Annotated in this window: 23 protein-coding genes and 3 pseudogenes; 16 read left to right on the top strand and 10 right to left on the bottom strand. The window is 73.2% G+C overall.

The annotated features are described in order from the left end of the window. Positions 1-368: 368 nt before the first annotated feature. The 3 genes from OG788_RS24215 to OG788_RS24205 all read left to right on the top strand — a co-directional run bounded on the left by OG788_RS24215 (position 369) and on the right by OG788_RS24205 (position 2719). Positions 369-1865 carry a DEAD/DEAH box helicase gene (locus OG788_RS24215; RefSeq protein WP_406373367.1) on the top strand — a complete coding sequence of 499 codons (1497 nt, stop codon included), beginning with the start codon at positions 369-371 and terminating at the stop codon, positions 1863-1865. A gap of 181 nt (positions 1866-2046) precedes the next feature. Further along, entirely contained in the window at positions 2047-2334 is a 288-nt protein-coding gene (locus OG788_RS24210) for a CBS domain-containing protein (RefSeq protein WP_406373366.1), read from the top strand. A 70-nt stretch (positions 2335-2404) separates the two neighbouring features. Then, a complete protein-coding gene (locus OG788_RS24205; RefSeq protein ID WP_351552102.1) occupies positions 2405-2719 on the top strand; it encodes an SCO5918 family protein in 315 nt (104 codons plus the stop codon). 95 nt (positions 2720-2814) lie between these two features. On the opposite strand, the gene OG788_RS24200 is transcribed toward OG788_RS24205, so the two are convergent. Then, positions 2815-3189, bottom strand: a complete 375-nt coding sequence (locus OG788_RS24200) for a hypothetical protein (RefSeq protein ID WP_356747262.1) — start codon at positions 3187-3189, stop codon at positions 2815-2817. A gap of 441 nt (positions 3190-3630) precedes the next feature. Between OG788_RS24200 and OG788_RS24195 the strand changes: the two genes are divergently transcribed. From OG788_RS24195 to OG788_RS24185, 3 genes are all read left to right on the top strand, one after another. Next, positions 3631-3975, top strand: coding sequence for a MerR family transcriptional regulator (locus tag OG788_RS24195; protein WP_351552096.1), 345 nt, complete (start codon positions 3631-3633; stop codon positions 3973-3975). A gap of 341 nt (positions 3976-4316) precedes the next feature. After that, positions 4317-4664 (top strand): hypothetical protein, encoded by a 348-nt coding sequence (locus OG788_RS24190; RefSeq protein ID WP_406373364.1) that lies wholly within the window; start codon positions 4317-4319, stop codon positions 4662-4664. Positions 4665-4760: 96 nt separating this feature from the next. Then, positions 4761-5762 (top strand): NAD-dependent epimerase/dehydratase family protein, encoded by a 1002-nt coding sequence (locus OG788_RS24185; protein WP_406373362.1) that lies wholly within the window; start codon positions 4761-4763, stop codon positions 5760-5762. A 100-nt stretch (positions 5763-5862) separates the two neighbouring features. On the opposite strand, the gene OG788_RS24180 is transcribed toward OG788_RS24185, so the two are convergent. Together OG788_RS24180 and OG788_RS24175 are read right to left on the bottom strand one after the other, a co-directional pair. Beyond that, entirely contained in the window at positions 5863-6957 is a 1095-nt protein-coding gene (locus tag OG788_RS24180) for a sensor histidine kinase (protein ID WP_406376829.1), read from the bottom strand. 14 nt (positions 6958-6971) lie between these two features. Continuing rightward, positions 6972-7940: a response regulator gene (locus tag OG788_RS24175; RefSeq protein ID WP_406373360.1), complete on the bottom strand. Its 969-nt coding sequence runs from the start codon at positions 7938-7940 to the stop codon at positions 6972-6974. 103 nt (positions 7941-8043) lie between these two features. Between OG788_RS24175 and OG788_RS24170 the strand changes: the two are divergent. The 3 genes and pseudogenes from OG788_RS24170 to OG788_RS24160 form a co-directional block, all read left to right on the top strand. Beyond that, positions 8044-8754, top strand: a pseudogene (locus OG788_RS24170) (glycosyltransferase family 2 protein); the annotation flags it as partial. Positions 8755-8957: 203 nt separating this feature from the next. After that, positions 8958-9563 (top strand): annotated as a pseudogene (locus OG788_RS24165) (DUF2064 domain-containing protein); the annotation flags it as partial. A 386-nt stretch (positions 9564-9949) separates the two neighbouring features. Further along, positions 9950-10783, top strand: coding sequence for a methyltransferase domain-containing protein (locus OG788_RS24160; protein WP_351552084.1), 834 nt, complete (start codon positions 9950-9952; stop codon positions 10781-10783). A 370-nt stretch (positions 10784-11153) separates the two neighbouring features. Here the strand turns inward: OG788_RS24160 and OG788_RS24155 are convergent, their stop codons facing one another. After that, the gene (locus tag OG788_RS24155; protein ID WP_406373358.1) at positions 11154-12437 is read right to left on the bottom strand and encodes a molybdopterin-dependent oxidoreductase; all 1284 of its coding nucleotides are present in this window, start codon (positions 12435-12437) and stop codon (positions 11154-11156) included. A gap of 294 nt (positions 12438-12731) precedes the next feature. Here OG788_RS24155 and OG788_RS24150 point away from each other — a divergent pair, with 294 nt between their 5' ends. After that, positions 12732-14189: a hypothetical protein gene (locus OG788_RS24150; protein WP_406376828.1), complete on the top strand. Its 1458-nt coding sequence runs from the start codon at positions 12732-12734 to the stop codon at positions 14187-14189. 56 nt (positions 14190-14245) lie between these two features. On the opposite strand, the gene OG788_RS24145 is transcribed toward OG788_RS24150, so the two are convergent. Then, positions 14246-14608: a hypothetical protein gene (locus tag OG788_RS24145; RefSeq protein WP_406373356.1), complete on the bottom strand. Its 363-nt coding sequence runs from the start codon at positions 14606-14608 to the stop codon at positions 14246-14248. Between OG788_RS24145 and OG788_RS24140 the strand changes: the two genes are divergently transcribed. Continuing rightward, complete coding sequence (locus OG788_RS24140) at positions 14582-14710, top strand: hypothetical protein (RefSeq protein ID WP_406373355.1); 129 nt, start codon at positions 14582-14584, stop codon at positions 14708-14710. The two genes, OG788_RS24145 and OG788_RS24140, sit on opposite strands and share 27 nt — an antisense overlap. An 86-nt stretch (positions 14711-14796) precedes the next feature. Here OG788_RS24140 and OG788_RS24135 read toward each other — a convergent pair whose 3' ends face one another. Beyond that, positions 14797-15255, bottom strand: a complete 459-nt coding sequence (locus OG788_RS24135; RefSeq protein ID WP_351552072.1) for a (2Fe-2S)-binding protein — start codon at positions 15253-15255, stop codon at positions 14797-14799. 114 nt (positions 15256-15369) lie between these two features. Further along, positions 15370-17454, bottom strand: coding sequence for a molybdopterin cofactor-binding domain-containing protein (locus OG788_RS24130; protein ID WP_406376827.1), 2085 nt, complete (start codon positions 17452-17454; stop codon positions 15370-15372). Positions 17455-17613: 159 nt separating this feature from the next. On the opposite strand from OG788_RS24130, the gene OG788_RS24125 reads away from it, so the two are divergent. Together OG788_RS24125 and OG788_RS24120 are read left to right on the top strand one after the other, a co-directional pair. Beyond that, a complete protein-coding gene (locus OG788_RS24125) occupies positions 17614-18204 on the top strand; it encodes a hypothetical protein (RefSeq protein WP_406373352.1) in 591 nt (196 codons plus the stop codon). 106 nt (positions 18205-18310) lie between these two features. Further along, positions 18311-18706 carry a helix-turn-helix transcriptional regulator gene (locus tag OG788_RS24120; RefSeq protein ID WP_356747248.1) on the top strand — a complete coding sequence of 132 codons (396 nt, stop codon included), beginning with the start codon at positions 18311-18313 and terminating at the stop codon, positions 18704-18706. Between the two features lie 239 nt (positions 18707-18945). Here OG788_RS24120 and OG788_RS24115 read toward each other — a convergent pair. Further along, positions 18946-19143: pseudogene (locus OG788_RS24115) on the bottom strand (LysR family transcriptional regulator); the annotation flags it as partial. Positions 19144-19292: 149 nt separating this feature from the next. Beyond that, positions 19293-19790, bottom strand: a complete 498-nt coding sequence (locus OG788_RS24110) for a molybdopterin-dependent oxidoreductase (protein ID WP_406373351.1) — start codon at positions 19788-19790, stop codon at positions 19293-19295. A gap of 219 nt (positions 19791-20009) precedes the next feature. Between OG788_RS24110 and modA the strand changes: the two genes are divergently transcribed. The 3 genes from modA to OG788_RS24095 all read left to right on the top strand — a co-directional run bounded on the left by modA (position 20010) and on the right by OG788_RS24095 (position 23026). Continuing rightward, positions 20010-20846, top strand: coding sequence for a molybdate ABC transporter substrate-binding protein (modA, locus tag OG788_RS24105; RefSeq protein WP_406373349.1), 837 nt, complete (start codon positions 20010-20012; stop codon positions 20844-20846). A gap of 116 nt (positions 20847-20962) precedes the next feature. Next, a complete protein-coding gene (modB, locus tag OG788_RS24100; protein WP_406373347.1) occupies positions 20963-21868 on the top strand; it encodes a molybdate ABC transporter permease subunit in 906 nt (301 codons plus the stop codon). Between the two features lie 75 nt (positions 21869-21943). After that, positions 21944-23026, top strand: coding sequence for an ABC transporter ATP-binding protein (locus OG788_RS24095; protein ID WP_406373345.1), 1083 nt, complete (start codon positions 21944-21946; stop codon positions 23024-23026). A gap of 181 nt (positions 23027-23207) precedes the next feature. Here the strand turns inward: OG788_RS24095 and OG788_RS24090 are convergent, their stop codons facing one another. Further along, positions 23208-24149 (bottom strand): FkbM family methyltransferase, encoded by a 942-nt coding sequence (locus OG788_RS24090; protein ID WP_406373344.1) that lies wholly within the window; start codon positions 24147-24149, stop codon positions 23208-23210. Positions 24150-24151 lie beyond the last annotated feature (2 nt).

Below are 24151 nucleotides of genomic sequence, written 5' to 3'. Positions count from 1 at the left end.
GGGTTTCAGGGTGACCATTCCGGTTCTTTTCCTGACCTCCTGCCGCCGACGCCGCTCCAGATCCACGTCCGGTCCACGCCTGATCTGCTCCTGAGCCACGCCCGGTCCGATCCTGGCCCCCTGCTCCACGTCCGGCCTGTTCCCGCTCCTGGCCTGCTCCGGTCCTGCGTACGACCCACCATTCCGCTTCACCCCCGTCATTGCTCTTCATTCCGGGATATCGCCGTTTCTCAGGCACCACATCCCGCGAGAATTCTTCACCGATCCGATTCGGTGCTGAATTTCATTCGGCTCGTTCTCGCGATTCTCTGCGCTGCTCATTCGCTGCGGGAATTCCTTGATACGCGCCCGGTCAAGGAAGGTTCCGCATGAACCGCACGCGCTCGAACGATCGCTTCACCCGCACCCGCACGGAGGGCGCCGGCGCCAAGAGGGGTGGCAGCCGCTTCGGTGGCGGTTCCTCCGGCCGGTCCGGCGCTCCCAGCCGGTCGAAGGGCTACGGACGCCAACAGGCTTCTCCGCAAGGCGAGTTCGCACTGCCGGTGACGACCACGCCCGCTCTGCCGGCCGTGGAGGCGTTCGCCGATCTCGCCCTCCCGGCGCCGTTGCTGGCGGCGCTCGGCCACGAAGGCGTGTCCGTCCCCTTCCCGATCCAGGCGGCGACCCTGCCGAACACCCTGGCGGGCCGTGACGCACTCGGCCGGGGCCGCACCGGCTCGGGCAAGACCCTGGCCTTCGGCCTCGCGCTGCTGGCCCGTACCGCCGGTCAGCGCGCCGAGCCCAGGCAGCCGCTGGCCCTGGTCCTCGTGCCGACCCGGGAACTGGCCCAGCAGGTCACCGACGCGCTCACCCCGTACGCCCGTTCCTTGCGGCTGCGGATGACCACCGTGGTCGGCGGGATGTCGATCGGCCGGCAGGCCGGTGCCCTGCGCGGCGGGGCGGAGGTCGTCGTCGCGACTCCGGGCAGGCTCAAGGACCTCATCGAGCGGGGCGACTGCCGGCTGAACCAGGTCGCCATCACCGTCCTCGACGAGGCCGACCAGATGGCCGACATGGGCTTCATGCCGCAGGTCACGGCGCTGCTCGACCAGGTGCGTCCGGAGGGGCAGCGGATGCTCTTCTCCGCCACCCTGGACCGCAACGTCGATCTGCTGGTCCGCCGCTATCTGACCGACCCGGTGGTCCACTCCGTCGACCCGTCCGCGGGCGCGGTCACGACGATGGAGCACCACGTCCTCCACGTGCACGCGGCGGACAAGCACCGGACGACCACCGAGATCGCGGCACGTGACGGCCGGGTGATCATGTTCCTGGACACCAAGCACGCGGTGGACCGGCTGACCGAGCACCTGCTGAACAGCGGCGTCCGCGCCGCGTCCCTGCACGGCGGCAAGTCCCAGCCGCAGCGCACGCGGACCCTGTCGCAGTTCAAGACCGGGCATGTGACGGTCCTGGTGGCGACCAACGTCGCGGCGCGCGGCATCCATGTCGACCAGCTGGACCTCGTGGTCAACGTCGATCCGCCGAGCGACCCCAAGGACTACCTGCACCGCGGCGGCCGTACCGCCCGTGCCGGCGAGTCCGGCAGCGTCGTGACCCTGGTGACGCCCAACCAGCGCCGCGACATGACCCGGCTGATGGCCGCCGCCGGCATCACCCCGCAGACCAGCCAAGTGCGTTCGGGTGAGGAAGAGTTGAGCCGCATCACGGGCGCCCAGGCCCCCTCGGGCGTGCCGGTCGTCATCCGCGCGCCGGTGACGGAGCGCCCCCGCCGTGGCGCCTCCGCCTCCTCCCGGGGCCGGCGTGGCCGCCCCGGACAGGGCCGGTCCACCGGTACCGCCGCACACCGCACCGCCCAGCCGTAGTCCGGGACCCGGCAGTGCTCGGGGGGCCGGCAGCGGCCGGGCCTCGGCCCGACGGCTCGGGCCCCCGACACGCCGGTCGCCGGTCCGCTTCACCCGTGACCGGTGAGCGGGGACCGGCGGCCGGTCCCCGCACTCTCCACCGCACTCACCCCGCAGGAGGCACCCTTTGACGCTCGTTCAGATGCAGCCGTTTTCCGCGGGACCCGTCCCGGCCGTCGCCGTCGACCTGAGGGACGCGTCCGGGCCGCGGGTGCGTGGCGACATGACCGTCGAGGTGGCCCTGTCCATCATGGCGGGCGCCGGTGTCGGGTATCTCCTCGTCTGCGACGAGGACGACCAGTGCACGGACTCGGTCACCGCGGCCCAGCTCGCCGCCGTCCGGGCCGGCTCCGCGTACTCGGACCGGATCCGCGTACGTGATGTCCTCGGCCTCCGCCGTACCCCGGGCGCCCTCGCCCTCTCCCGCTGAGCGTCCCGCCGTCCCCGGCCGCTCGGCCTCGGACCCGCTCGGCCCGTTCAACCGCTACCTGTGAGGCAACATGCGCTGTGTCATCGCCCGCTTCCCGTTCGACCTCTCCAAGAGTGGAGTGCTCGAATCGATGAAGGGGATCAAGCCCGAGCCCATCACGGGTGAGTCCGTGATCATCGGCCGCTGCCACTATCCCGTCAAGCAGGTGGGCGAGGTCATCACCCGCCAGGACCGCCGCGACTTCACGAGCGGGGAAGTGACCCGGGCCATGGCCCGCCTCGGCTTCACCTGCCGCACCCCGGAGGCGGCCGCGCCCCCGCGCGCGCTCAGCCCGCTCCAGAACGCCTCGGCCCTGCTCGGCAGCCCCGACCCGCTCGAACTCTGAGGACATCCGCCGAGATCAGGACACCATGAGGGCCCCGCCGACACAGGTCGGCGGGGCCCTCATCGCGTTTCACCGGGCGAAACCCACCTGGCGTGTCACTGGTCGGAGTACCGGAAGTCACCCACGGTCCAGGCGCTGACGTCCTTGATCGCGACGCGGTACATCCCGCCGGTCTCGGGAATCCCGACGCTGCCCTGAAGGATGCGGGCGAGATGGAAGTGCAGATGCGTGGGCGCTCCGGCACGGTCGCGCCGCTCCGCCGCGCGGCCCGGAGCGAAGACGTCGGAGAACGGGCCGAGGCGGTCCGAGTCCTTCAGGACCTCCGACACCCGCTCCCGCCACACCGCTTCGGGAGCCAGCCGGCCGGTGATCACGGCACCACCGACGATCACGGTCAACGACATCTGAGTGCTGTGCCCGGACTCCACCATGGCGGAGATGTCAACGAGCAGCTCGTCAGGGTTCGACATGGAAACCCATTCTATTCAGCGGTTCCGCCGGTCGCTGCGTGCCGCAGAATTTCTACGCCTCGAACCACGCGAAATCTACCTTTGCCACAGTAGACATCGACCGGTGGCTTGATTAGGGTTTCTTCTGCAGACATCGTCGAGCCGGCGGAGTTCGGACCGGTTCGGCATGGGATCGACCCAGCGGAAGGACGGAGGAAGCAGACGCCATCAGGATCGCCCGGCCCGCGAAACGTCGGGGCCCGGGTGCCGCAAGAGCCCGGAATGGAAGGTGGTTCCAGGTCACGCATACGCGATCCCCGCTCACCCGCCCGTCGCTCGGGCCCGGTAGCGGAAACAGACGGTCGGCTCCGCAGTAGAGCCGGCAGATGGTGTTCAATTTCCTTCGGGGCCCTGGTGCCGTACGGCATCGGGGCCCCTCGACGCGTGCCATAACGAGGTGAAATGACAGCGGACACTCCACTCAGTGGTCGTCTCGACGACGACGACTACCCCGCGTACACGATGGGCAGGGCGGCCGAGATGCTCGGCACCACGCCGGGCTTCCTCCGAGCCATCGGTGAGGCCCGTCTGATCACCCCGCTCCGCTCGGAGGGCGGGCACCGGCGTTACTCCCGCTATCAGCTGCGGATCGCCGCCCGCGCGCGGGAACTCGTCGACAAGGGGACCCCCATCGAGGCCGCCTGCCGCATCGTCATCCTCGAGGACCAGCTCGAAGAAGCCCAGCGCATCAACGCCGAGTACCGGCGCGCCGCACAAGCGGCACCGGACGGATCCGGCGTCGGCTGACCGCGCCCACGGCCGGACCGGCCGTCCCGTCCGTGCGGCGTCGACGCCCCGGACCGACACCCCGATCGGCATACGCCGGTCGAGCGCGTCCGCGACCCGGTCGGGGATCGCGTTGACACGGGGAGTCGCCCAGCGTTGACTGACAGCCGGTGTACAGCCCACGCCTCCGGTGACCGTGGCGGCCGTGATCACCGCGGTGATGACCCCGTCCGGAACGCCCCGTCCGGAACGCCCCGCCCGATCGTCACCACCCGATCGTCACCACCGATCGACACCACCGGTCGTCGCCACCGGATCGCCCTACGCGCCCGGCCGGTACGACGTACAGGAAGTGGCCCACGATGATGTACGACCAGACACGCGCCCAGCAGCCCCCGGACAAGCAGCCCGGGTCCGCCGGGCGCCGTATGCCGGGCCCGGAGCCGCTGCTCGGGTCGGACGAGCGGGCCGAACTCACCCAGCGGCTCAACCACGCCCTCAACACGTTCGCGAACAACCCGCGTGAGGCGCTGGAAGAGGCCGAGACGGCGTTCGACGAGGCCGCGGCCCAGCTCATGAGCGCTCTCACGGAACGCCGCCGCGCCCTGCACGAGGGCTGGCACGGCCAGGACCCCGCGACCCAGGCCGACGAACTCCGCCACGCGCTGCGGCAGTACCGGGAGATCACCCAGCGGCTGCTGCGCATGTGAGCACGCGCCTCCACGTCACCCCCGGGTCTTACGGACCCGTGACGTGATGGGCGCGGTGATGCCGCCGGACGGGGTGGCGGCTCTAGCGTTCGGGTCATGCGTGTACTGATCACCGGCGGGGCCGGGTTCATCGGAGGTCATGTCGTCGCGGCGCTGCGCGCGCGGGGGCACGAGGCGGTCGTGTTCGACCTGCGGGGCGGGCTCGACGTACGGGACGCCGGGGCCGTCGCGGGGGCGCTGGACGGCGTGGACGCGGTGTGCCACCAGGCCGCGATGGTCGGCCTCGGCGTCGGGTTCGGCGACGCGGTCGAATATGTCTCGCGCAACGACCTGGGTACGGCCGTCCTGCTCGCCGGGATGGCGGACGCGGGGGTACGGCGGCTCGTGCTCGCCGGGTCGATGGTCGTGTACGGGGAGGGGCGGTACGCGTGCGAGCGGCACGGCGTGGTGCGGCCGGGTCCGCGGACCGTGCCCGATCTGGACGCGGGGCACTTCGAGCCGCGCTGCCCGCGCTGCGGAGCGGAGTTGACGCCGGGTCTGGTGGGCGAGGACGCGCGCGCCGATCCGCGCAATGTGTACGCGACGACCAAGCTGGCCCAGGAGCATCTCGCGGCGGCCTGGGCCCGGTCCACGGACGGCTCCGCGGTGTCGCTGCGCTATCACAACGTCTACGGTCCCGGGATGCCCCGCGACACCCCGTACGCGGGCGTCGCCTCCTTCTTCCGGTCCGCGCTCGCCCGCGGTGAGGCCCCGCGCGTCTTCGAGGACGGCGGACAGCGGCGGGACTTCGTCCACGTGTCAGATGTCGCCGCCGCCAACGTGGCCGCCCTGGAGGCGGGTTCGCGGGAGGGCGCCCTCACCGTCTACAACACCGGCAGCGGCGAGCCCCGTACGGTCGGCGAGATGGCGCGGGCCCTGGCGGACGCGTACGGCGGACCCGGGCCGGTCGTGACCGGGGAGTACCGGCTGGGGGACGTACGGCACATCACCGCGGACTCGGCCCGGCTGCGGGCGGAACTGGGGTGGAAGGCGGAGACCGGATTCGCCGAGGGGATGCGGGAGTTCGCGGAGGCACCGCTGCGCGGGGAACCGTCCTGAGAGGACCGAGGAGCAGCCCGTGGGACCGGTCGCCCCGGCCGGCCTGGGCGAGAAGCCGCGGCCGGGGGCAAGCGTGGCCGGGGGCGGAGGGGCAGGGGCTTCAGGCTCTCGCCATCGGGAGGGTGACCTCGAAGCGGCAGCCGCCGGGGACGTTGTGGACGGCGGCCCTGCCCTGGTGGGCCTCGACGATGCCACGGACGATGGCGAGGCCGAGCCCCGCTCCGGCGGGTGGCGTGCGGGCGTGGGTGCCGCGCCAGCCGGTGTCGAAGACGCGCGGAAGGTCCTCCTCCGGAATGCCTCCGCAGCCGTCGGTGACGGACAGGACGACACCGACGTCCGAGCGTTCCGCGGCGATGGCGACCGTGCCGTCGGCGGGCGTACGGCGGATCGCGTTGACGAGGAGATTGCCGAGTACACGGCTCATCTCCTTGCCGTCCACCTCGACGGGCACCTGCTCGACGCGGTCGCCGATCAGACGGACTCCGTATTCGCGGGCCAGCGGATCAGCTCCCGCGAGGGCGTCGCCGACGAGGTCGTACACGGAGACACGGGACGGGGACAGGGCGAGGGCGCCCGCGTGGATGCGGGAGAGCTCGAAGAGGTCGCCGACCATGTCGTTGAGGCGTTCCACCTCCGTACGGATCTGGCGCAGGTAGCGGGCCGGGTCGGCCGCCACGCCGTCCTCGAGGGCCTCGGACATCGCGCGCAGCCCGGCGAGCGGGGTGCGCAGATCGTGCGAGATCCAGGCCACGAGCTCGCGGCGCGAGCTCTCCAGCGCACGCTCGCGGTCGCGGGACTCGGCCAGCTTGCGACTGGTGATCGCCAACTCGCGGCTCAGCGCGGAGAGTTCGGCGGTCGCCGGGCCTTCGGGGGCCGCGAAGTCGCCGCCGTCGCCGAAGGACCGGGCGGCGAGGGTCAGTGCCCTGCTGCCGGCCACGACCCAGCGGCCCAGCAGGAGCGCGGTGGCCAGCGAGACGACGGCCGCCATGGCCACGACCGTCGTGACCACGCTCAGGTCGTGCGGGGACAGGAACATCGCCCACGCCACCGCCAGCGTGCCCGCGAGCATCGCGCAGACGGCCACGGCGGCGACGACCGCGAGGGAGGCGGTGAGCGAGCGGCGTCGGAGCAGCCGGAGCGCGCCCGCCCCGAGCAGCCCGGCCGCGGTGGCGCCCAGGAAGGCGAACAGGGCCATGACCAGTATGTCGTTCACGGGCGGGCCTTCTCCTCGGGTGCGGGGTGGGCCGGTCCAGCGGTGGGGCGGGACGCCGCCTCCGTGTCGTCGAAGCGATAGCCCACTCCCCACACGGTCTGGATCAGACGGGGCCGGGCCGGGTCGTCCTCGACCTTGCCGCGCAGCCGGCGTACGTGGACGGTGACCGTCGACAGGTCGCCGAAGTCCCAGCCCCACACCTCACGCATCAGGTCTTCACGGGCGTACGCCCGGCCGGGATGCCGGAGGAAGAAGGCGAGGAGGTCGAACTCGCGCAGGGTGAGGGCGAGTTCGGCGCCGTCCTTGGTCGCACGGCGGGCCGACGGGTCGACGGTGAGACCTGCGGCGTGGAGCGGGCGCGCGGTGGCGGCGGGCCGGGTCCTGCGCAGGACGGACTCGACGCGCAGGACCAGTTCCCGCGGGCTGAACGGCTTGGTGACGTAGTCGTCGGCACCGACCTCCAGGCCGAGGATCCGGTCGTCCTCGTCGCCGCGCGCGGTGAGCATGATGACCGGCACGGGGCCGTCGGCGCGCAGCCGGCGGCACACCTCCAGGCCGTCCATGCCCGGCAGCATCAGGTCGAGAACCACCAGGTCGGGCCGGTGCGAGGCGGCACGGCCGAGCGCGGCGGGGCCGTCCGCGGCGCGGTCGACGAGATAGCCGGCGCGGTCGAGGTACCCGGAGACGACCTCGGCCACGGTCGGGTCGTCGTCCACGACGAGGACCCGGGTGGTCTCCGCGCGAGCGACCGCGGAGGCCTCCCCGTGAGGGCTCCCGGCACTCCGCGGATGAGGGTCGGGCGCCGCTCCGGGGTGAGGGTTCGGGGCCGTCCTCGGGTGAGGGTTCGACACGGTCCGCGCGTCAGGGTTCGACGCGGCCCCCGGGTGGGGACCCGCGGCGGATCCCGGCCCCCCGTTCACGCTCGCGGCAGGTCCGGCACCTGGGGATTCGTGCGGCTGATGCATGCGTCCAGCGTCCCACCCGGCCCGGTCCGGCGCGGCTCGTCGGCGGCGACGTCCGAGTTTCGTAAGGACATGAAGTCCGGTTTGTCCCTTTCGTGTTCGTAGGGTGAAGCCCGTGACCACCTCTCCCGTAGCGGACCCGGCCGTCGACCTGGTCCTCCCCTGTCTGAACGAGGCCGGCGCCCTGCCCTGGGTGCTCTCCCGGATCCCGCCCGGCTGGCGCGCCCTGGTCGTGGACAACGGCTCCACGGACGGCTCCGCGGAACTGGCCCGCGGGCTCAGCGCGACCGTCGTGCGCGAGGAACGGCGCGGGTTCGGCGCCGCCTGCCACGCCGGGCTGACCGCCGCCACCGCGGACATCGTCTGCTTCTGCGACTGCGACGGCTCGCTCGACCCGGCGCTGCTCCTGCCGTTCGTCGACGAGGTCCGGGCCGGCGAGGCCGACCTCGTGCTCGGCCGGCGCCGGCCGCAGGGGCACGGCGCCTGGCCCGCGCACGCCCGTGCGGGCAACATCGCGCTGGCCCGGATGCTCCGGCGCCGCACCGGCCTGCGCCTGCACGACCTCGGCCCGCTGCGCGCGGCCCGCCGCGAGGCGCTGCTCGGCCTCGGGCTCACCGACCGTCGCAGCGGCTATCCGCTCCAGATGGTCGTCCGCGCCGCCGACGCGGGCTGGCGCGTCGCCGAGCACGACGTGCCCTATCTGCCGCGCACCGGCGTCTCCAAGGTCACCGGCACCTGGCGCGGCACCTGGCAGGCGGTACGGGACATGCGCCGCGTCCTGGCCGAGCCGCCCATGCCCTCCGGAGCGCGGAACCGGACCGCGGCCCAGCCCCAGGACCGGGGGAGCCCGGCTCAGCCCCAGGACCGGGACGGGACCGCGGCCCAGCTCCAGGACCAGGCCAGAGCCCAGAGCCAGGTCCCGGCAGCAGCCCAGCCCCCGGCCGAAGTCCCGCCACCGGCACCCGCGCCGGCATCCGCACCGGCACCGGCCCTCGCACCGTCCCGAGGAGGAACCGTCCAGTGAGCGTCACCCTGCTCGTCATCGCCAAGGAACCGCGGCCCGGGCGGGTGAAGACCCGGCTCACGCCGGCGTTCACTCCCCAAGAGGCGGCGACGCTCGCAGAGGCGGCCCTCGTGGACACCCTGCGCACGGTGGCGGCGACGCCCGCGCGGCGCCGGGTCCTCGTGCTCGACGGGGCGCCCGGCCCCTGGCTTCCCGCCGGCTTCGACGTCGTACGACAGTGCGCCGGCACGCTGGACGAACGGCTGGCCGCGGCGTTCGCGGGCTGCGACGGGCCCGCGCTGCTCATCGGCATGGACACGCCCCAGGTGACGCCCGCCCTCCTCACGGTGGACTTCGCGGACTGCGACGCGTACTTCGGACCGGCCGAGGACGGCGGCTTCTGGGCCCTGGGCCTCGCCGAACCCGACCCGGAGCTGCTGCGGGGCGTCCCGATGTCCACACACACGACGGGTGCCGTGCAGCGGGAACGCCTCGTCGGGGCCGGGCTGCGGGTACGGGATCTGCCCCGTCTGCGGGACGTCGACACGGCCGCGGACGCGACGGCGGTCGCGGCGACCGCGCCCGAGGGGTTCTTCGCGGCGGAGCTGGGGCGGCTCGGGGCGACGGCGGGACCGGGCGCCGTCCGAGCTCCCCGGCCGTCCGAGAGCGAGGCGACCGGACCCACCCCGGGCCGGGTCCCCGGAGGAACCGCGGGAGCCACCTCGAGTCCGACGGCCGGGCAGACCTCCGGATTCACCGCCGGACTCGACGCCATGCAGGCCGCGGGACTCACCGCCGGCCCGGTCGCCGGGCGGCGGGGTGGCGGGCGATGAGCGGCACATCTGGGACGACCCAACAGGGGGCGACCGATCCACGGAGCCCCGTACATACCGCGATCCCTGCTGCAACGAACAGGCCGAGGACCGGGACGGGGACGGGGACCAGGACGGGGGCAGGGGCGGGGACCAGGACCGGGACGGAAGCGAGGGCCCGGACCGGAACCGAAACGGTGACCGGGGGCGGTGCGAGGTCGTGGGGCGCCGATCCCTACGCCGACGCGCTGGGCGCCGGGCGGGGGCCGCTGTTTCTGCGGCGGACGGACGGCTGGCTGCTCCCCCTGGAGGTGGAGCGCTGGTGCGCACACGCCGACGCGGTGGACCTACAGGTGCTCGCGTACTGCGAGGGCGCCGTGCTCGACGTGGGATGCGGACCGGGACGGCTGGTGGCGGAACTCGCCGCGCGAGGACGGCCCGCGCTCGGCATCGACGTCAGCGAGGCCGCCGTCGCCCGCACCCTGCGGCTCGGCGGGCAGGCGCTGCACCGGTCGGTCTTCGAACCGCTCCCCGGTGAGGGCCGCTGGGGCACCGCCCTCCTCGTCGACGGCAACATCGGCATCGGCGGCGACCCGGCCGCCCTTCTCCGTCGCACGGCCCAGCTCCTCGCCCCGGGCGGTCTGCTGATCGCCGAGACCGTGGCGGGCGCGGACGTCGACGAGCGCGTCGACGTCCGCATCGTCCGCGCCGCGCACACCGACGACGACAGCGCGGACGAGGCCGACCGCGGGGCCGACGCCCAGGGCCCGTCGGCCGACCGGGCGGCCTTCCCGTGGGCCCGGCTCGGCACCCCGGCCCTGCTCCGGCACGCGGCGCGCGCCGGATGGCGCGCGGACGCTCAGTGGGCGGCGGGCGGACGTTCCTTCGTGGCCCTGCGCAGCGGCCCGGGACGGGACGCCCGGAGGGACCGCAGCAGGAGCACCAGCGCGGACCCGGCGAACAGCACCGCCGTGATCAGCAGCCAGCGGGCCAGGAACGTGTCGCCGGGCAGGGCGGTGGCCGACCGGTAGTGGTCGGCCACCTGCCCGCTGATCAGCGGGAACCACACCAGCAGCAGAAGGCCGGAGAGGGCCGCCGGCACACGGACGTAGACCGTCCGGTCCCGGTGGCCTGCCGCGTCCAGTGCCGCCGCGACGCCCCGGTCGGCACCGGCGTACAACGGCACCAGCACCAGGTCGTGCAGCACCGCGGCGCCCACGAACCAGAGCGCCACCCGCGACCAGTCGTCCGCGAGCAGCCGCACCCCCGCGTAGGCCGCGAGCGCGAACGTGCAGGCCAGCAGGAGGAGTTGGAAGGGGCTGCCGATCAGGTCACGGCCGAGGGGCCGCCGGGACGCCGGCCGCCGCGTCCCGGTCCGTTCTCGCCGTCCAGGTCGTCGCATCACAGGTCTCCGAACGTCATCCGGGCCACCCACTTGGTGTTCAGCACGCCGGGCGCGGCGGGGACGATGACCCGCGCCGGGTAGCCGTGGTCGGGGGTCAGGGGCTCGCCGTTGACGAACAGGGCGAGCAGGGAGCGCGGATCACGCACCTGGTTGTCGCGCAGGGCGGCCACCCGGAACGCCCCGTGGCGCTGCAACGACTCGACGAGCACGTCGGCGGCCGCGTCCTCCTCGTATCCGACGAGCCCCGCCAGGTCCCGCAGCCGTACGCCCCGCCACCACTGGTCGGACGTCGACCAGCCCTCGACGCAGGCGATGGGCAACGCCGAACTGTAGAGGGGCAGTCGGCGCAGTTCCGTCCGGCTCAGCCGGACCGTCCGTCCCTTCCCCATGACGACCAGGCGCCAGGCCTCGTCGCTCGTCTCCGTGGCGGTGATGCCGCGTGAGGCGGCCGTCTTGTTGATCTGGAAACCGGCGGGTCCGGAGCCCGGTTCGGCACCGCCGTGCGGGGTCAGCAGCGCCGTCTCCCGCAGCGGCCCGTCGAAGCTCCGGCCCGCCGAGGTGGCGGCCAGGAGCAGGGATCCTCCTCCGACGAATCCGAGGGCCCCGCGCCGCGAGACGGTGGGCGGCAGCGGGTCCGGGGACACCAACTCGTCCTCCGGTCGCGGCTGTTCCCCCTCACCGGGCAGCGGGCTCGTCCCACCCGGCCGCGGGCCCGGACCGCGCAGGTGGCGCAGGTTGCGCAGGGCCGTCGGCACCCGAAGCACCGCGTGCGTCACGAACGCCGCGATGAACACCCAGGCTCCGTAGAAGTGCAGCGTGTAGAAGGAGCCGGGGAAGATGTAGTCGAGCTGGATGTTGAGCACGCCGGTGACGAACTCGAAGAGGGCGCCCCCCACCAGCAGGAGCAGCGAGAGCCGTTCGAGGGCGTGCGCGAGCGAGCGGGCCGGCGGCAGCGCGAACAGTTTCGGCACGACCGACCACAGCTTCGCCAGCAGGACGGGGACCAGCGCGAGGCCGAGCGTGACGTGGACACCCTGGGTGAGGCGGTACAGCCAGGGCGGATCGGTGGGCCAGGAGAAGAGGTAGAACCCGAGAAGCCCCTTGTCGGGGGTCTTGTCGTTCACCGGCGAGAGGTTCGGGTTGTAGGCGGCGTACGACAGGAGCCCGGTCACGAACAGCACCGTGATCCCGACGAGCAGCACGACGCCGAGCACGGAGGTGAACCAGGGGCCGCGCAGCGGGCTGCGCCAGAACGCGGGTGAGGAGGGAGACCGTGGCATGCCCCGACCGTAGGCCGGGGGCACCCCCCGAACGGGTTCTCAAACCATGACGAAACTCTGACGTCCACCTCAGTGGCGGCTCCTCCCCGAGACCTCCGGCCTAGCGTGCGACGTGTGAACCGCGACCTCCCCCGCGATCTGCCTCGCGAGCACCCCAGAGACTCTCCCCGGGCTCCGTCCGAGGCTCCTTCCCCGACCCGTTCCCAGGGTCTTCCGGGGGCTTCCTCCCGGGCCCTGTCCAAGATCCTGTCCCAGGCCCGCTCCCAGGCCCGTTCCCCGGACCTCTCCCGCGGACTGCTGGGCGACCGGCACCGGGACGTCCGCCGCGACCTGTCCGCGGCCCTGGCCGCCGCGCTGCTCGTCCTGACGGCGGCGGTCGTCGGCGCCGTCATTCAGCACCGCGACGGCACGCTGTTCGTCAGCGCCGCGCCGCTGTACGGGCACTGGGGGCCGCATGTCGGGCCCGGCACCGCGGCCGCGATCGCCGTGGCCGTCGCCGTCGTGGCGTACGGGCCGCTCCTCGCCGCCCGGCTGTCCTGGCGACGGCTGCTGCCCGCCGTGTGGGGCACGGCGACGGTGTGGACGTTCTCGCTCGCGCTGATCGACGGCTGGGAACGGGGCGTGGCCCGGCGTCTCACCACACGCTACGAGTATCTCCAGGTCATCTCCCCGGTCGACCGCTTCCACGACATCCCGGCCGCCCTGCGGGACTTCACCCACCACATCCTGTTGCACTCCCCCGACCACTGGCCCCCGCACATCGCCGGACATCCGCCGGCGGCCACCCTCACCTTCGTCCTCCTCGACCGGATCGGGCTGGGCGGCGGGGCCTGGGCGGGCGTCTGGTGCGTCACCGTCGGGGCGACGGCGGCGGTGGCGGTGCTCGTCACCGTGCGCGTCCTCGCCGGGGAGGCCCTGGCCCGACGCGCCGCGCCCTTCCTCGTCCTCGCCCCGGCGGCCGTGTGGATGGGCACCTCCGCGGACGGCTACTTCGCGGCGGTGGCCGCCTGGGCCCTCGCCCTGCTCGCCCTCGCGGTCACGGGACGCCGGCCGCGGACGACCGGCCTCGCCTCCGGTCTCCTCCTCGGCCTCACCGCGTACCTCTCGTACGGGATGACCCTGATCGCCGTGATCGCCTGCGCGGTGCTGCTGCTCGGCACCCGCCCCCGGCTCCGCCCGCTCCCGTACACGCTTGCCGGACTCACCGTCGTACCCCTGGTGTTCACCCTTCTCGGCTTCAACTGGTGGGAGGCGTACCGCCTGTTGGTCACCCGTTACTACGAAGGGGCCGGCGGCATCCGGCCGTACGGCTACTGGGTGTGGGCGAACCTCGCCTGCACGGTGCTGATCGTGGGACCGGCGACCGTGGCGGGGCTGCGGAGGGCGGGCGCGGCGGTCCTGCGGATGGCGGCGGCGCCGGTACTGGTCCGGGCGGCTCCCGCACCGCAGGGCCGGATTCCCGCGCCCGATCCGACGGCTCCTCCCCGCGGGACCACGGCCCGCCGGGAGAAGGCGACGCTGCCGGCCGCCGGCTCCGCCCCCCGGCTCGCCGTCCTCGTCGTCGCGGCCCTGCTGGCCCTGCTCGTCGCCGATCTGTCCGGCATGAGCAAGGCGGAGACCGAACGCATCTGGCTGCCGTTCGCGCTGTGGATGCTCCCGGCGGCGGCGTTCCTTCCCCGGCCGCGCGCCTGGCTCGTCGCCCAGGCCGCGCTGGCCCTGCTCCTCAACCACCTTCTGCTGACCGGCTGGTGAGCGCCGGGGCCGACCCCGGGTGCTCCGGGGGGGGGTGCTCGCCGTGACGGTGGTCTTCAGCGCCCGGCGCCCGCCGGCTGGGCGAGGGTCGCTCCGAAGACCAGGCCGACGGCGATGGCGGTGACGATCGTGACGAAGGTCAGCAGGTCGTGGAAGCCCTCGATGACATAGCCGCCGGCCAGGGTGGTCAGGCCCCGCATGCCGAGGGAACCGACGGTCAGAGTGAAGAAGCCGGGCAGGAGCAGCACGAGCCGGGGTGGCTGGTCCGGCCGGAGTGTCAGCCGGGTCGCGACGGCGGCCAGGACGGCGGCCGCGACGAACGTTCCGCCGGTCTCGCCGATCGCCACGTCCTCGCCGAGACCCACCCGCGCGCCGAGATCGTCCTCATGGGCGTGGAGGAACCCCGCTGCCTCATCCACGCGCCCAACGAGAGCGTCGACCCGACCGAGATCGAACACATGGCGCAGGTCGAGGCGCTCTTCCTGCGCGCCTACGCGGCCAGCGGGGGCCGTGGCCGCTGACCCCGGCACGACCTCTCCCCGCGGGATCGCGGCAGTCGCCCGGGGGTCGCGATCCCGCCCTTCGGCCTGCGAGCGGAGCGGAACCCTCAACCGCCCTGCGCGGAAGCCTTCTTGATCGCCTCGCGGATACGGGAGTACGTGCCGCATCGGCACACGTTCTCGATGCGGTCGATGTCCGAGTCCGTGGGGTCCGCCGTCCTCTCGAGCAGGGCCGCGGCGGCCATGATCTGCCCGGGCTGACAAAAGCCGCACTGGGAGACGTCGCAGTCGAGCCAGGCCTGCTGGACGGGGTGCAGACGGTCGCCGTCGGCGAGGCCCTCGATGGTGGTGACCTCGCGGTCCACGCAGTCCGCGACCGGGACGACACAGGGCTGGATCTCCGCGCCGTCCAGATGGCTGGTGCAGGCCCGGCAGACACCGACACCGCAGCCGTACTTGGGCCCGGTCACCTCCAGCAGGTCGCGCAGCACCCACAGCAGGGGCATGTCCGCCGGTGCCTCCACGGTGACCTGCTTCCCGTTGAGGACGAAGGAGTAGGACGGCATCAGCACTCTCTCCGGAGCGGCATCGGTACCTGCACCTCTAACGGGTCTCGGAAGGGGGTCGGACGGAGGTCTCGTACGGGGTCGGCGGGGGTCGGAAGGGGTCGGAAGGGGATCTCAGAAGTTGATCGGGAAACGGCGGGGTCGGGTCCCCGTCGCACGGGCGTAGGCGTTGGCCACCGCTCCGGCCGCCGCGGGGACACCGAGTTCACCGGCCCCTCCGGGGTCTCCCCCCGAGGGCATGATGTGCGCCTCGAAATGCAGCGGGGCGTGCCGCTGGCGGGCCCACTGGAAGTCGGCGAAGCTGCCCTCGCGGACGGCGCCCCGGTCGAGATGCAGGCCGGCCGTGAGCACGGTGGAGATGCCGTCGACCGCGGTGCCCATGAGCTGGGCCTCCAGTCCGCGCGGGTTGACGGCCGTTCCGACGTCGGCGGCCATCACGACCTTGGTGACCCGCGGGTTCTTCGGGTCGACGGCATCGATCTCGACCAGACAGGCCACGCAGGAGCCGTACTCCTCGTGCACGGCCACGCCCTGCGCGTGCCCGTCCGGCATGCCCCGGCCCCAGTGCCCGGCCTCCGCCACCCGGTCGAGCACGGCCCTGACCGCCTTGCCCCGCAGCGTCGTCCGCCGGAACGCGACCGGGTCGCGGCCGAGGCTCCGGGCGATGTCGTCGACGACGATCTCCTCCGCGGTCCGCATCGTCCCGGAGTCCACCGACCGCCAGGCGCCCAGCGGCATCGCGAGGCCCACCGAGCCCGAATCACCGGAGACACGGCCGAAGTTGTAGAGGCCGCTGTCGCTGGGCAGCGGACCGCCGGCCCGCACGCCCGTGGTCGTGACACCGCCCTGCGCGGTGACGCCCGGCTTCTCGTACGACTCGCTCACCGACGCCGTCATGTGGGTGAACGCCACCACCCGGCCGCCCGCGTGGCTGGCCCGGATGCGGTGGTGGCTGGCCGGGCGCATCCGGCCGTGCCGCATGTCGTCGGCGCGGCTCCACATCAGCTTCACCGGACGGCGGGCCGCCTTGGAGACGAGGGCCGCCTCGATCGCCGCGTCGTAGGTGAGCCGCCGCCCGAACGACCCTCCGCCGCGCAGGACATGGACCCGGACCTTCGAGACGGGCAGCCCGGTCACCGAGGCGATCGTGTCGCGCGCGTCCATCGGCGTCTGGGAGGAGAACCAGACCTCGGCACTGTGCGCCCGTACGTCCGCGACCGCGGTCAGCACCTCCATCGGGGCGTGCCCGACGAAGGCGAACTCGAACTCGCCGCCCACCTGCCGGGTGCCGAGCGGCGGAGTGCCGAGCGGCGGGACCGCGGCCCGCAGCCGGGCTCGTACCGCCGCGTCGGACAGGGCCGCGAGCGGGCCCGGCGACCAGGTGATCCGCAGGGCGTCCCGGGCCTTGAAGGCGTGGTGGAAGGTTTCCGCCACGACGGCGACACCTCCCTCGATCCTGACGACGGCGTGGACGCCGGGCAGCGCGCGGGCCGCCCGGTCGTCGAGCGAGCGGACCTTCCCGCCGAGCGTCGGCGGCCGGGCCACCACGGTCGGCTTCGCCCCGGCCACCGCCAGGTCGCCGGTGTACTTCGCCCTGCCGGTGACGATGTCCCGCGCGTCGATCCGGGAGGTCGGCCGCCCGATCACCCGATGCCGGGAGGCCGGCTTGGGGTCGGTGGACACGGCGGGCCGGTGGATCCGGGCGGCTGCCGCGGTCAGCGATCCGAACGTGGCCGTACGGCCGTCGGGCGCGACGACCATGGTGTCCCGCGTGCGCAACGTCTTCGGGGGTACGTGCCAGCGCCGGGAGGCGGCGGTCACCAGCTTGGCGCGCGCGGTGGCGGCCAGCGCGCGGGCGGGCCCGTACAGCGAACCGACCGAGTTCGAGCCGCCGGTGAACTGGTTGCCGCTCCTCCGGGCCTCGGCGAGCGGGATCTCGACATCGGCGAGCCGGGCGTCCAGCTCCTCGGCGATCATCATGGCGACCGCGGTGGTGATGCCCTGGCCGACCTCGACCCTCGGCAGCCGGACGACGACCTTGTTCGCCGCGGTGACCTCCAGGACCAGCATCTCGTCGTCGGTGCCGGTCACCAGGACGTCGGAGGGTCCCGCGGCGGGCTCGGCGCCCTCCGCGGGGGAGGCGTCGCAGCCGAGCGGCGCGGCGACGGTCAAGGTGGACGCCGCCAGCGTGTGGACGATGAATCTGCGGCGGGACAGCTGACGGGCCAACAGAGGCTCCTCTCCGAACCGTCCGGGAGCGTACGACTGTTAGGAGGGGCGGATCGGCCGTGAGGTTCCCGTTGAACGGATGGGGCCTCTGCCGCGTCCCCTTACCGGATGACGGACGGGGAGGACCACATGAACAAGCGAAGCAGGATCAGGGCGACCGGCGGCGTCGTGGCGGCAAGTGCCGTGGCACTCGTGGCGGTTCAGGGTTCGAGCGGCGCCGCGGGAGGCAAGGAGTCGCCCGTCGCGGAGGGCACGACCGTGTGCGTCGGCACCCGGCCGGCGCACAGTCTGCCCGGCAGGGAGTCCTCGCTGCTCCGGGTGACGATCTACATCGACAAGAGGGGCGCGTCACGCTACAAGAGCGTCTTCACCAGCGTGTCGGTCGACGAACGCAGGAACACCGCGACCGTGTACCGCATCCCGTCCGAGGCGTTCGACGCGGACATCTGCGGCCACGCGGAGAAGGGGGTGAAGGTGCGGATCCACGACACGGACGTCACCCTGCGGCAGCTCTACGCCATGGTCGACCGGGTCGGCGACGACATGGACCGCTGGGACGGCCGGTTCGAGCTGTACACGGTGGGCCTCGACGGCAGTGGCCATGTGGTCTTCGGCGTCGACGACCCGGCGACGGCCGAGCCGGTGCTCAAGAAGGCCTTCGGGACGTTCTGGGCGAAGCACATCCTGGTCGAGCACACGGGGCAGCCACGGCTCGACTGACGGCGGCGACACTCCGGAGCAGCACCCTTCGCCCTGCCCGGGGCGGCCCGCGCCCTCCGGGGGTCCGGCTTGCAGGTGCGAGGACCGCCTGCCTATCGTCACGCGTATGCAGTCCTACACCATCGGCCAGGCCGCCCGGCTCCTCGGGGTGAGTCCCGACACCGCCCGGCGCTGGGCGGACGCCGGGCGGGTGACCACCCACCGGGACGAGGGCGGACGGCGGCTCATCGACGGGCGCGATCTCGCCGCGTTCTCGGTGGAGCTGGCCGGAGCCGGCGGCGAGGACGGCGTCACCTCCTACACGTCCGTCCGCAACGCCTTCCCCGGCATCGTCACCGCCGTCAAGCTCGGCGATGTCGCGGCCCAGGTGGAGATCCAGGCGGGACCCCACCGGCTGGTCTCCCTGCTGACCCGGGAGGCCGTCGAGGAACTGGGCCTGGAGGTCGGCATGGAGGCCACGGCCAGGGTCAAGTCGACCAACGTGCACATCGACCGCGCCTGAGGAGCGGCCGGGTTCCGCAGGGCCGCCGTCGGCCGGGTTACAGGAGACGGTCGTCGGCCGGGTTCAGGAGACGGTCGTCGGACGGGTTCAGGAGACGGTCGTCGGACGGTTCAGGCAGCGGTCTCCCTCCGGGTTCAGGAGACCGTCGTCGAGTACGAGTGGGCTCCCGTCCCCGCCAGCGCGCCCCCGTCGACGATCAGGTACTCGTCGCGGATCGGGGTGCCCTCCAGCCAGCACTCCAGGATGACCACCTCGCCCTCCGGGGTCAGCCCCTCGTACCGTCTGCCGCGCCGCACGATCGGCACGTCCAGCTCGTGTTCGAGGCGGCGGATCGCGGCGGACAGTGACGGCTGCGAGACGAAACAGGCCGCCGCCGCCCGCGCGAAGTGCCGCTCCCGGGCGAGCGCGACCAGATACTCCAGCTGACGCAGCAGCACGCGCCACCTCCCGTCGGCGGGCCCGGCTCGCAGACCCCGGGCGCCCTGTCACGGCCCTTTGCACACCCCGCACGGGCCGCGCCCGCACCGCACCGCCCCGCACCGGGCGGACACTCGCCGGGCGGACTCCCGCCGGGGGGCGCGGACGGTCAGCCGGGACCTTCGGTGGACCAGGACGGATAACGGCCGTCCACCCGGATGACGTTGATGCCGCTGATGTGCCGGGCCCCGCACCGGTCCTGCGGGAGGACCAGCTGCGGGCCCGCCCGGTCCAGCGGGGTGCCGTCGATGCCGACCGCGAGCAGCACCGGGGCGTCCGCGAAGTCGGGGTCGATCTCGGCCCAGGTGAGCAGGGCGTGGTGACCGTCCGCGCCCGCCACCGCGATGAGGAAGCGCAGCCGGTCCTTGCGGCGGGCCGGATCGAACCGGGGTCCGGCGTCCCGCAGCACGTCGTGCAGCAGCGGGCCCTGGAAACCGTGGTGCTGTACGCCGCTGGTGGCGCAGTCGAAGCTGACCCGGACCCGGTGCTGGGGCCAGGCGAACAGGTCGGGCACGGTCAGCCGGGCCGGCCGGGCGAGATCGCCGGTCAGCGCGAGCTCCGCGAGCGGGGGAGCCGGGGACGTCGGCCGTGTCAGGGACTGGCTCACTGGGCAGCACCTCCCGGAAGACCGTACCCGGCAGACGGTTCCGTACAAACGCACATGCGTACATCCCAAGCCCGTGCCCACAGCTTATGCGATACGACAGGGGACTTTCAGCTCGCATATGCGGAAGTATGATCGGCGTACGCAGGACGAGAGCCCATGGCTGAGGAGCACGACGGAGGCTTCAGCGGGCTTCAGAGTTTCCGAGGGAGTAGATCCGTGATGACCCGATCCGCGCGCCGGACCCGCCGCACCACCCGGACCCTGCACGTGGCCGGCGTCGGCGCCGCCGCGCTGCTGGCCCTGAGCGCCTGCTCCTCCTCCGACGACACGTCCGACGCCTCGGGCTCGCCGAAGTCGTCGTCCTCGGCGAAGCTCTCCGGCACGGTGACCGTCTTCGCCGCCGCCTCCCTCAAGGAGAGCTTCACGACGCTCGGTCAGGATTTCGAGAAGGCCCACCCCGGCACCGAGGTCACCTTCAACTTCGGCGGCAGCGACACCCTCGCCGCGAGCATCACGGGCGGTGCCCCGGCGGACGTGTTCGCCGCGGCCAGCCCCAAGACGATGGCGATCGTGACCGACAAGAACGACGTGGCGACCGCGCCCGCCACGTTCGTGCGCAATCAGCTGGAGATCGCCACCCTGCCCGGCAACCGGGACAAGATCGCCTCCCTGAAGGACCTCACCAAGTCCGGCCTCAAGGTCGTCCTGTGCGACAGGACGGTGCCGTGCGGCGCCGCCGCGCAGAAGGCCCTGGACGCGAGCAAGTTGAAGCTCACCCCCGTCTCCTACGAGCAGGACGTCAAGAGCGCCCTGACCAAGGTGGAGCTGAAGGAGGCCGACGCGGCGGTCGTGTACAAGACCGACGTGAAGGCCGCGGGCGACAAGGTGGAGGGCGTGGAGTTCCCCGAGTCGGCCGACGCCATCAACGACTACCCGATCGCCCTGCTCAAGGACGCGCACAACGCGGCCGCGGCCAAGGCGTTCATCGAGCTGGTGCAGTCCCCGAAGGGCCAGAAGGTGCTGACGGCGGCCGGGTTCCTCCAGCCCGCCTCCTGACGTCCGGCTCCTGACATCCGCCGCCCGGCAGCCGGTTCCCGGCGCCAACTGCCCGGCACACGCCTCGTGCCGGCCGGCTCTTGAAGCCGACGCCCCTCATCCCGTCTCCTGAAGCCATGAGTGATCCCGTGACCTCGCTCGACAAGTCCGACGCCCCGGCCGACACCCTGACGGGTGGGCCGCGGCGCGGACGCGGCCGGATGCGGGGCCGGACGGGCGGCCGGGCGGGCGGCCGGATGCGGGGCGGGGCGCCGCTTCCCCTCCTGCTGCCGGCCCTCGTCGGGCTCGTCTTCCTGCTCCTCCCGCTGGTGGCGCTGCTCGTCCGGGCGCCCTGGCGCAGCCTGCCGGAACAGCTGACCAAGCCCGAGGTCTGGCAGGCCCTCCAGCTGTCCCTGTTCTCGGCCACGGCGGCCACCGCGGTGAGTCTGGTGCTCGGTGTGCCGCTCGCCTGGCTGCTGGCGCGAACCGACTTCCCCGGACGCGGGCTCGTCCGGGCGCTGGTCACGCTGCCGCTCGTCCTGCCTCCGGTGGTGGGCGGTGTGGCGCTGCTGCTGGCCCTCGGGCGCAACGGCGTCGTCGGGCAACTGCTCGACTCGTGGTTCGGGATCACGCTGCCCTTCACCACGGCCGGGGTGGTCGTGGCCGAGGCCTTCGTGGCGATGCCCTTCCTGGTGATCAGCGTGGAAGGCACCCTCCGGGCCGCCGACCCGCGCTACGAGGAGGCCGCCATGACACTCGGCGCCTCCCGTTTCACGGCGTTCCGCCGGGTCACCCTGCCCCTCATCGCGCCGGGCATCGCCGCCGGTTCCGTCCTGGCCTGGGCCCGCGCGCTCGGCGAGTTCGGCGCGACGATCACCTTCGCGGGCAACTTCCCGGGCCGTACCCAGACCATGCCGCTGGCCGTCTACCTGGCCCTGCAGAGCGACCCCGCCGCCGCGATCGCCCTGAGCCTCGTACTGCTCGCGGTGTCGATCGCGGTGCTCGCCGGGCTGCGGGACCGCTGGATGACGGCGGCGTCATGACGGACAGCCATACGATCACGACGGACGTCCGGACGAGGGTGCCGGACGTCCGGACGAGGGTGAGGTGATCGTGTGATGGCGGACGCGACCCCGGCGGCCACGGCAGCACCGTCCGACAAGGGCCTGGACGCCCGTCTCGTCGTCCGGCGCGGCTCGTTCCACCTCGACATCGAGCTCACCGCCGCCCCCGGTGACGTCGTCGCGCTGCTCGGGCCGAACGGCGCGGGCAAGACGACCGCGCTGCGGGCGCTGGCCGGGCTCACCCCCCTGTCCGAGGGCGGCCGGCTGCGGCTGGACGGCGCCTCCCTGGACGGCACGCCGCCCGAGTCCCGCCCCGTCGGCGTGGTCTTCCAGGACTACCTGCTCTTCCCGCACCTCTCCGCGCTCGACAACGTCGCCTTCGGGCCGCGCTGTCAGGGCGTGCCCAAGGCCGAGGCGCGAGCGCAGGCCGCCGCGTGGCTGGAGCGCATGGGCCTCGCCGAGCACGCCGGGGCCAGACCGCGCCGGCTGTCCGGCGGCCAGGCGCAACGGGTCGCCGTCGCCCGCGCCCTCGCCACCCACCCCCGGCTGCTGCTGCTCGACGAACCGCTCGCCGCACTGGACGCCCGCACCCGGCTGGACGTGCGCGCCCAGCTCCGGCACCACCTGGCCGACTTCGAGGCCGTCGCCGTCCTCGTGACGCACGACCCGCTGGACGCCATGGTGCTGGCCGACCGGCTCGTGGTGGTCGAACACGGCCGGATCGTCCAGGAGGGCAGCCCATCGGACATCGCCCGCCGCCCGCGCACCGACTACATCGCCCAGCTGGTCGGCCTCAACCTCTACCGGGGCGAGGCCGAGGGGCACACCGTACGGCTGGTGGCGGGACCGGCGATCACCACGACCGAGCGGCTCGACGGACCCGTCTTCGTGGCGTTCCCGCCGAGCGCCGTCACGCTCCACCGCGACCGCCCCACCGGTTCCAGCGCCCGCAACCTGTGGCAGTGCCGCGTGGGCGGTCTGGAGACCCACGGCGACCAGATCCGCGCGGACCTCACCGGCGAACTCCCGCTCGCCGCCGACCTGACGACGGTCGCCGCGGCGGAACTCGACCTGCGTCCGGGCGCTGCCGTCTGGGCGACGGTGAAGGCCACCCAGACACACGCCTATCCGGCCTAGCTCCCCCGTCCACGGCACCGTCAGAAGGCCGGAGCGTCAGACCGACAGACCTACCGGCCCCCGGCCGACGGATCAGGGGACCCCTGACCCCGGTGGACCCCGGGACCCCGGGACCCCGGGACCACAGGTCCCGGGACCACAGACCCCGGGACCACGGACCCTGTGACCCTGGCCCCCGGAACTACTCCCAGGACGAGCCGGGCGGGACGGCCGCCGCGCGGACCATCACGCAGTCGAACTCCACCACCCGCCCGGTCGCCGGCTCCCGCGTCACGGGGTACATACCGGAGATCTCGAACCCGTTCTCCTCGTACACCGCGACGGCCTCGCTCATCCGGGGGCTGCCCTCGTACAGCCGCAGTGTCGCGACCTCCGACTGCATCCCGACGAACTCCGCGACACGGTCTCCGGCGCCCGCGAACACCTCCAGGTCGTACCCCTGGGTGTCCATCTTCAGATAGGGGCGGGGGTCGGTGAGCCCGGCGAGCGCCTTGTCCATCATCCCGTCGAGACGCCGGACCTCGATCTCCTCGGTACGGGTCCTGGCGAAGCGCTTGTAGCGCCCCTTGCCGTAATCACTGGGCGGGAGAAGGGAGTTCATGCTGTTCCAGCCGACATGGATGGCCCGGGTGGCGTCCTCCCGGCCGAGACCCACCTGGTGCACCTGCCACTCGGGGTCGCCCTCGGCCGCCTGCCGGAGCTTGGGGAAGGCGTCCGTGGTCGGCTCGAAGGAGACGATCCGGCCGGTGTAGCCGAAACGGCGCAACTGGCGCCCGTACTGGCCGGAGTTGGCACCCACGTCGAAGACGCAGTTCACCTCGTACCGGTCGAGCAGGGCGGTGACGTGCTGACCGCAGAGATAGGCCGCGGCCGCCAGCTGGAACTTGCGTTCGTCGGCCGCCGTCTCCTTCTCGTCGAGCAGCAGCCGGGCGCCGGTCCCACCGAGCGGCACCTGCCGGAAGGCCGCGGTCCGACCGCGCAGCACCAGATCCGCGCCCTGGCCCAGCGCGACGCGTCTGCGCACGCCGCGCCGGTAGACCACCGCGGCGCCCGATCCGAGATCCAGCACCTGCACCCCGAGGCGGGGAAGCAGACCGAGCAACTTTCTGTGAAGGGTCACCATGC

The sequence above is a fragment of the Streptomyces sp. NBC_00647 genome (assembly GCF_045207245.1).
Classification (GTDB): domain Bacteria; phylum Actinomycetota; class Actinomycetes; order Streptomycetales; family Streptomycetaceae; genus Streptomyces.
Note: the sequence above shows the minus strand (reverse complement) of the source record. Positions and strands in the feature narration are given on the sequence as shown.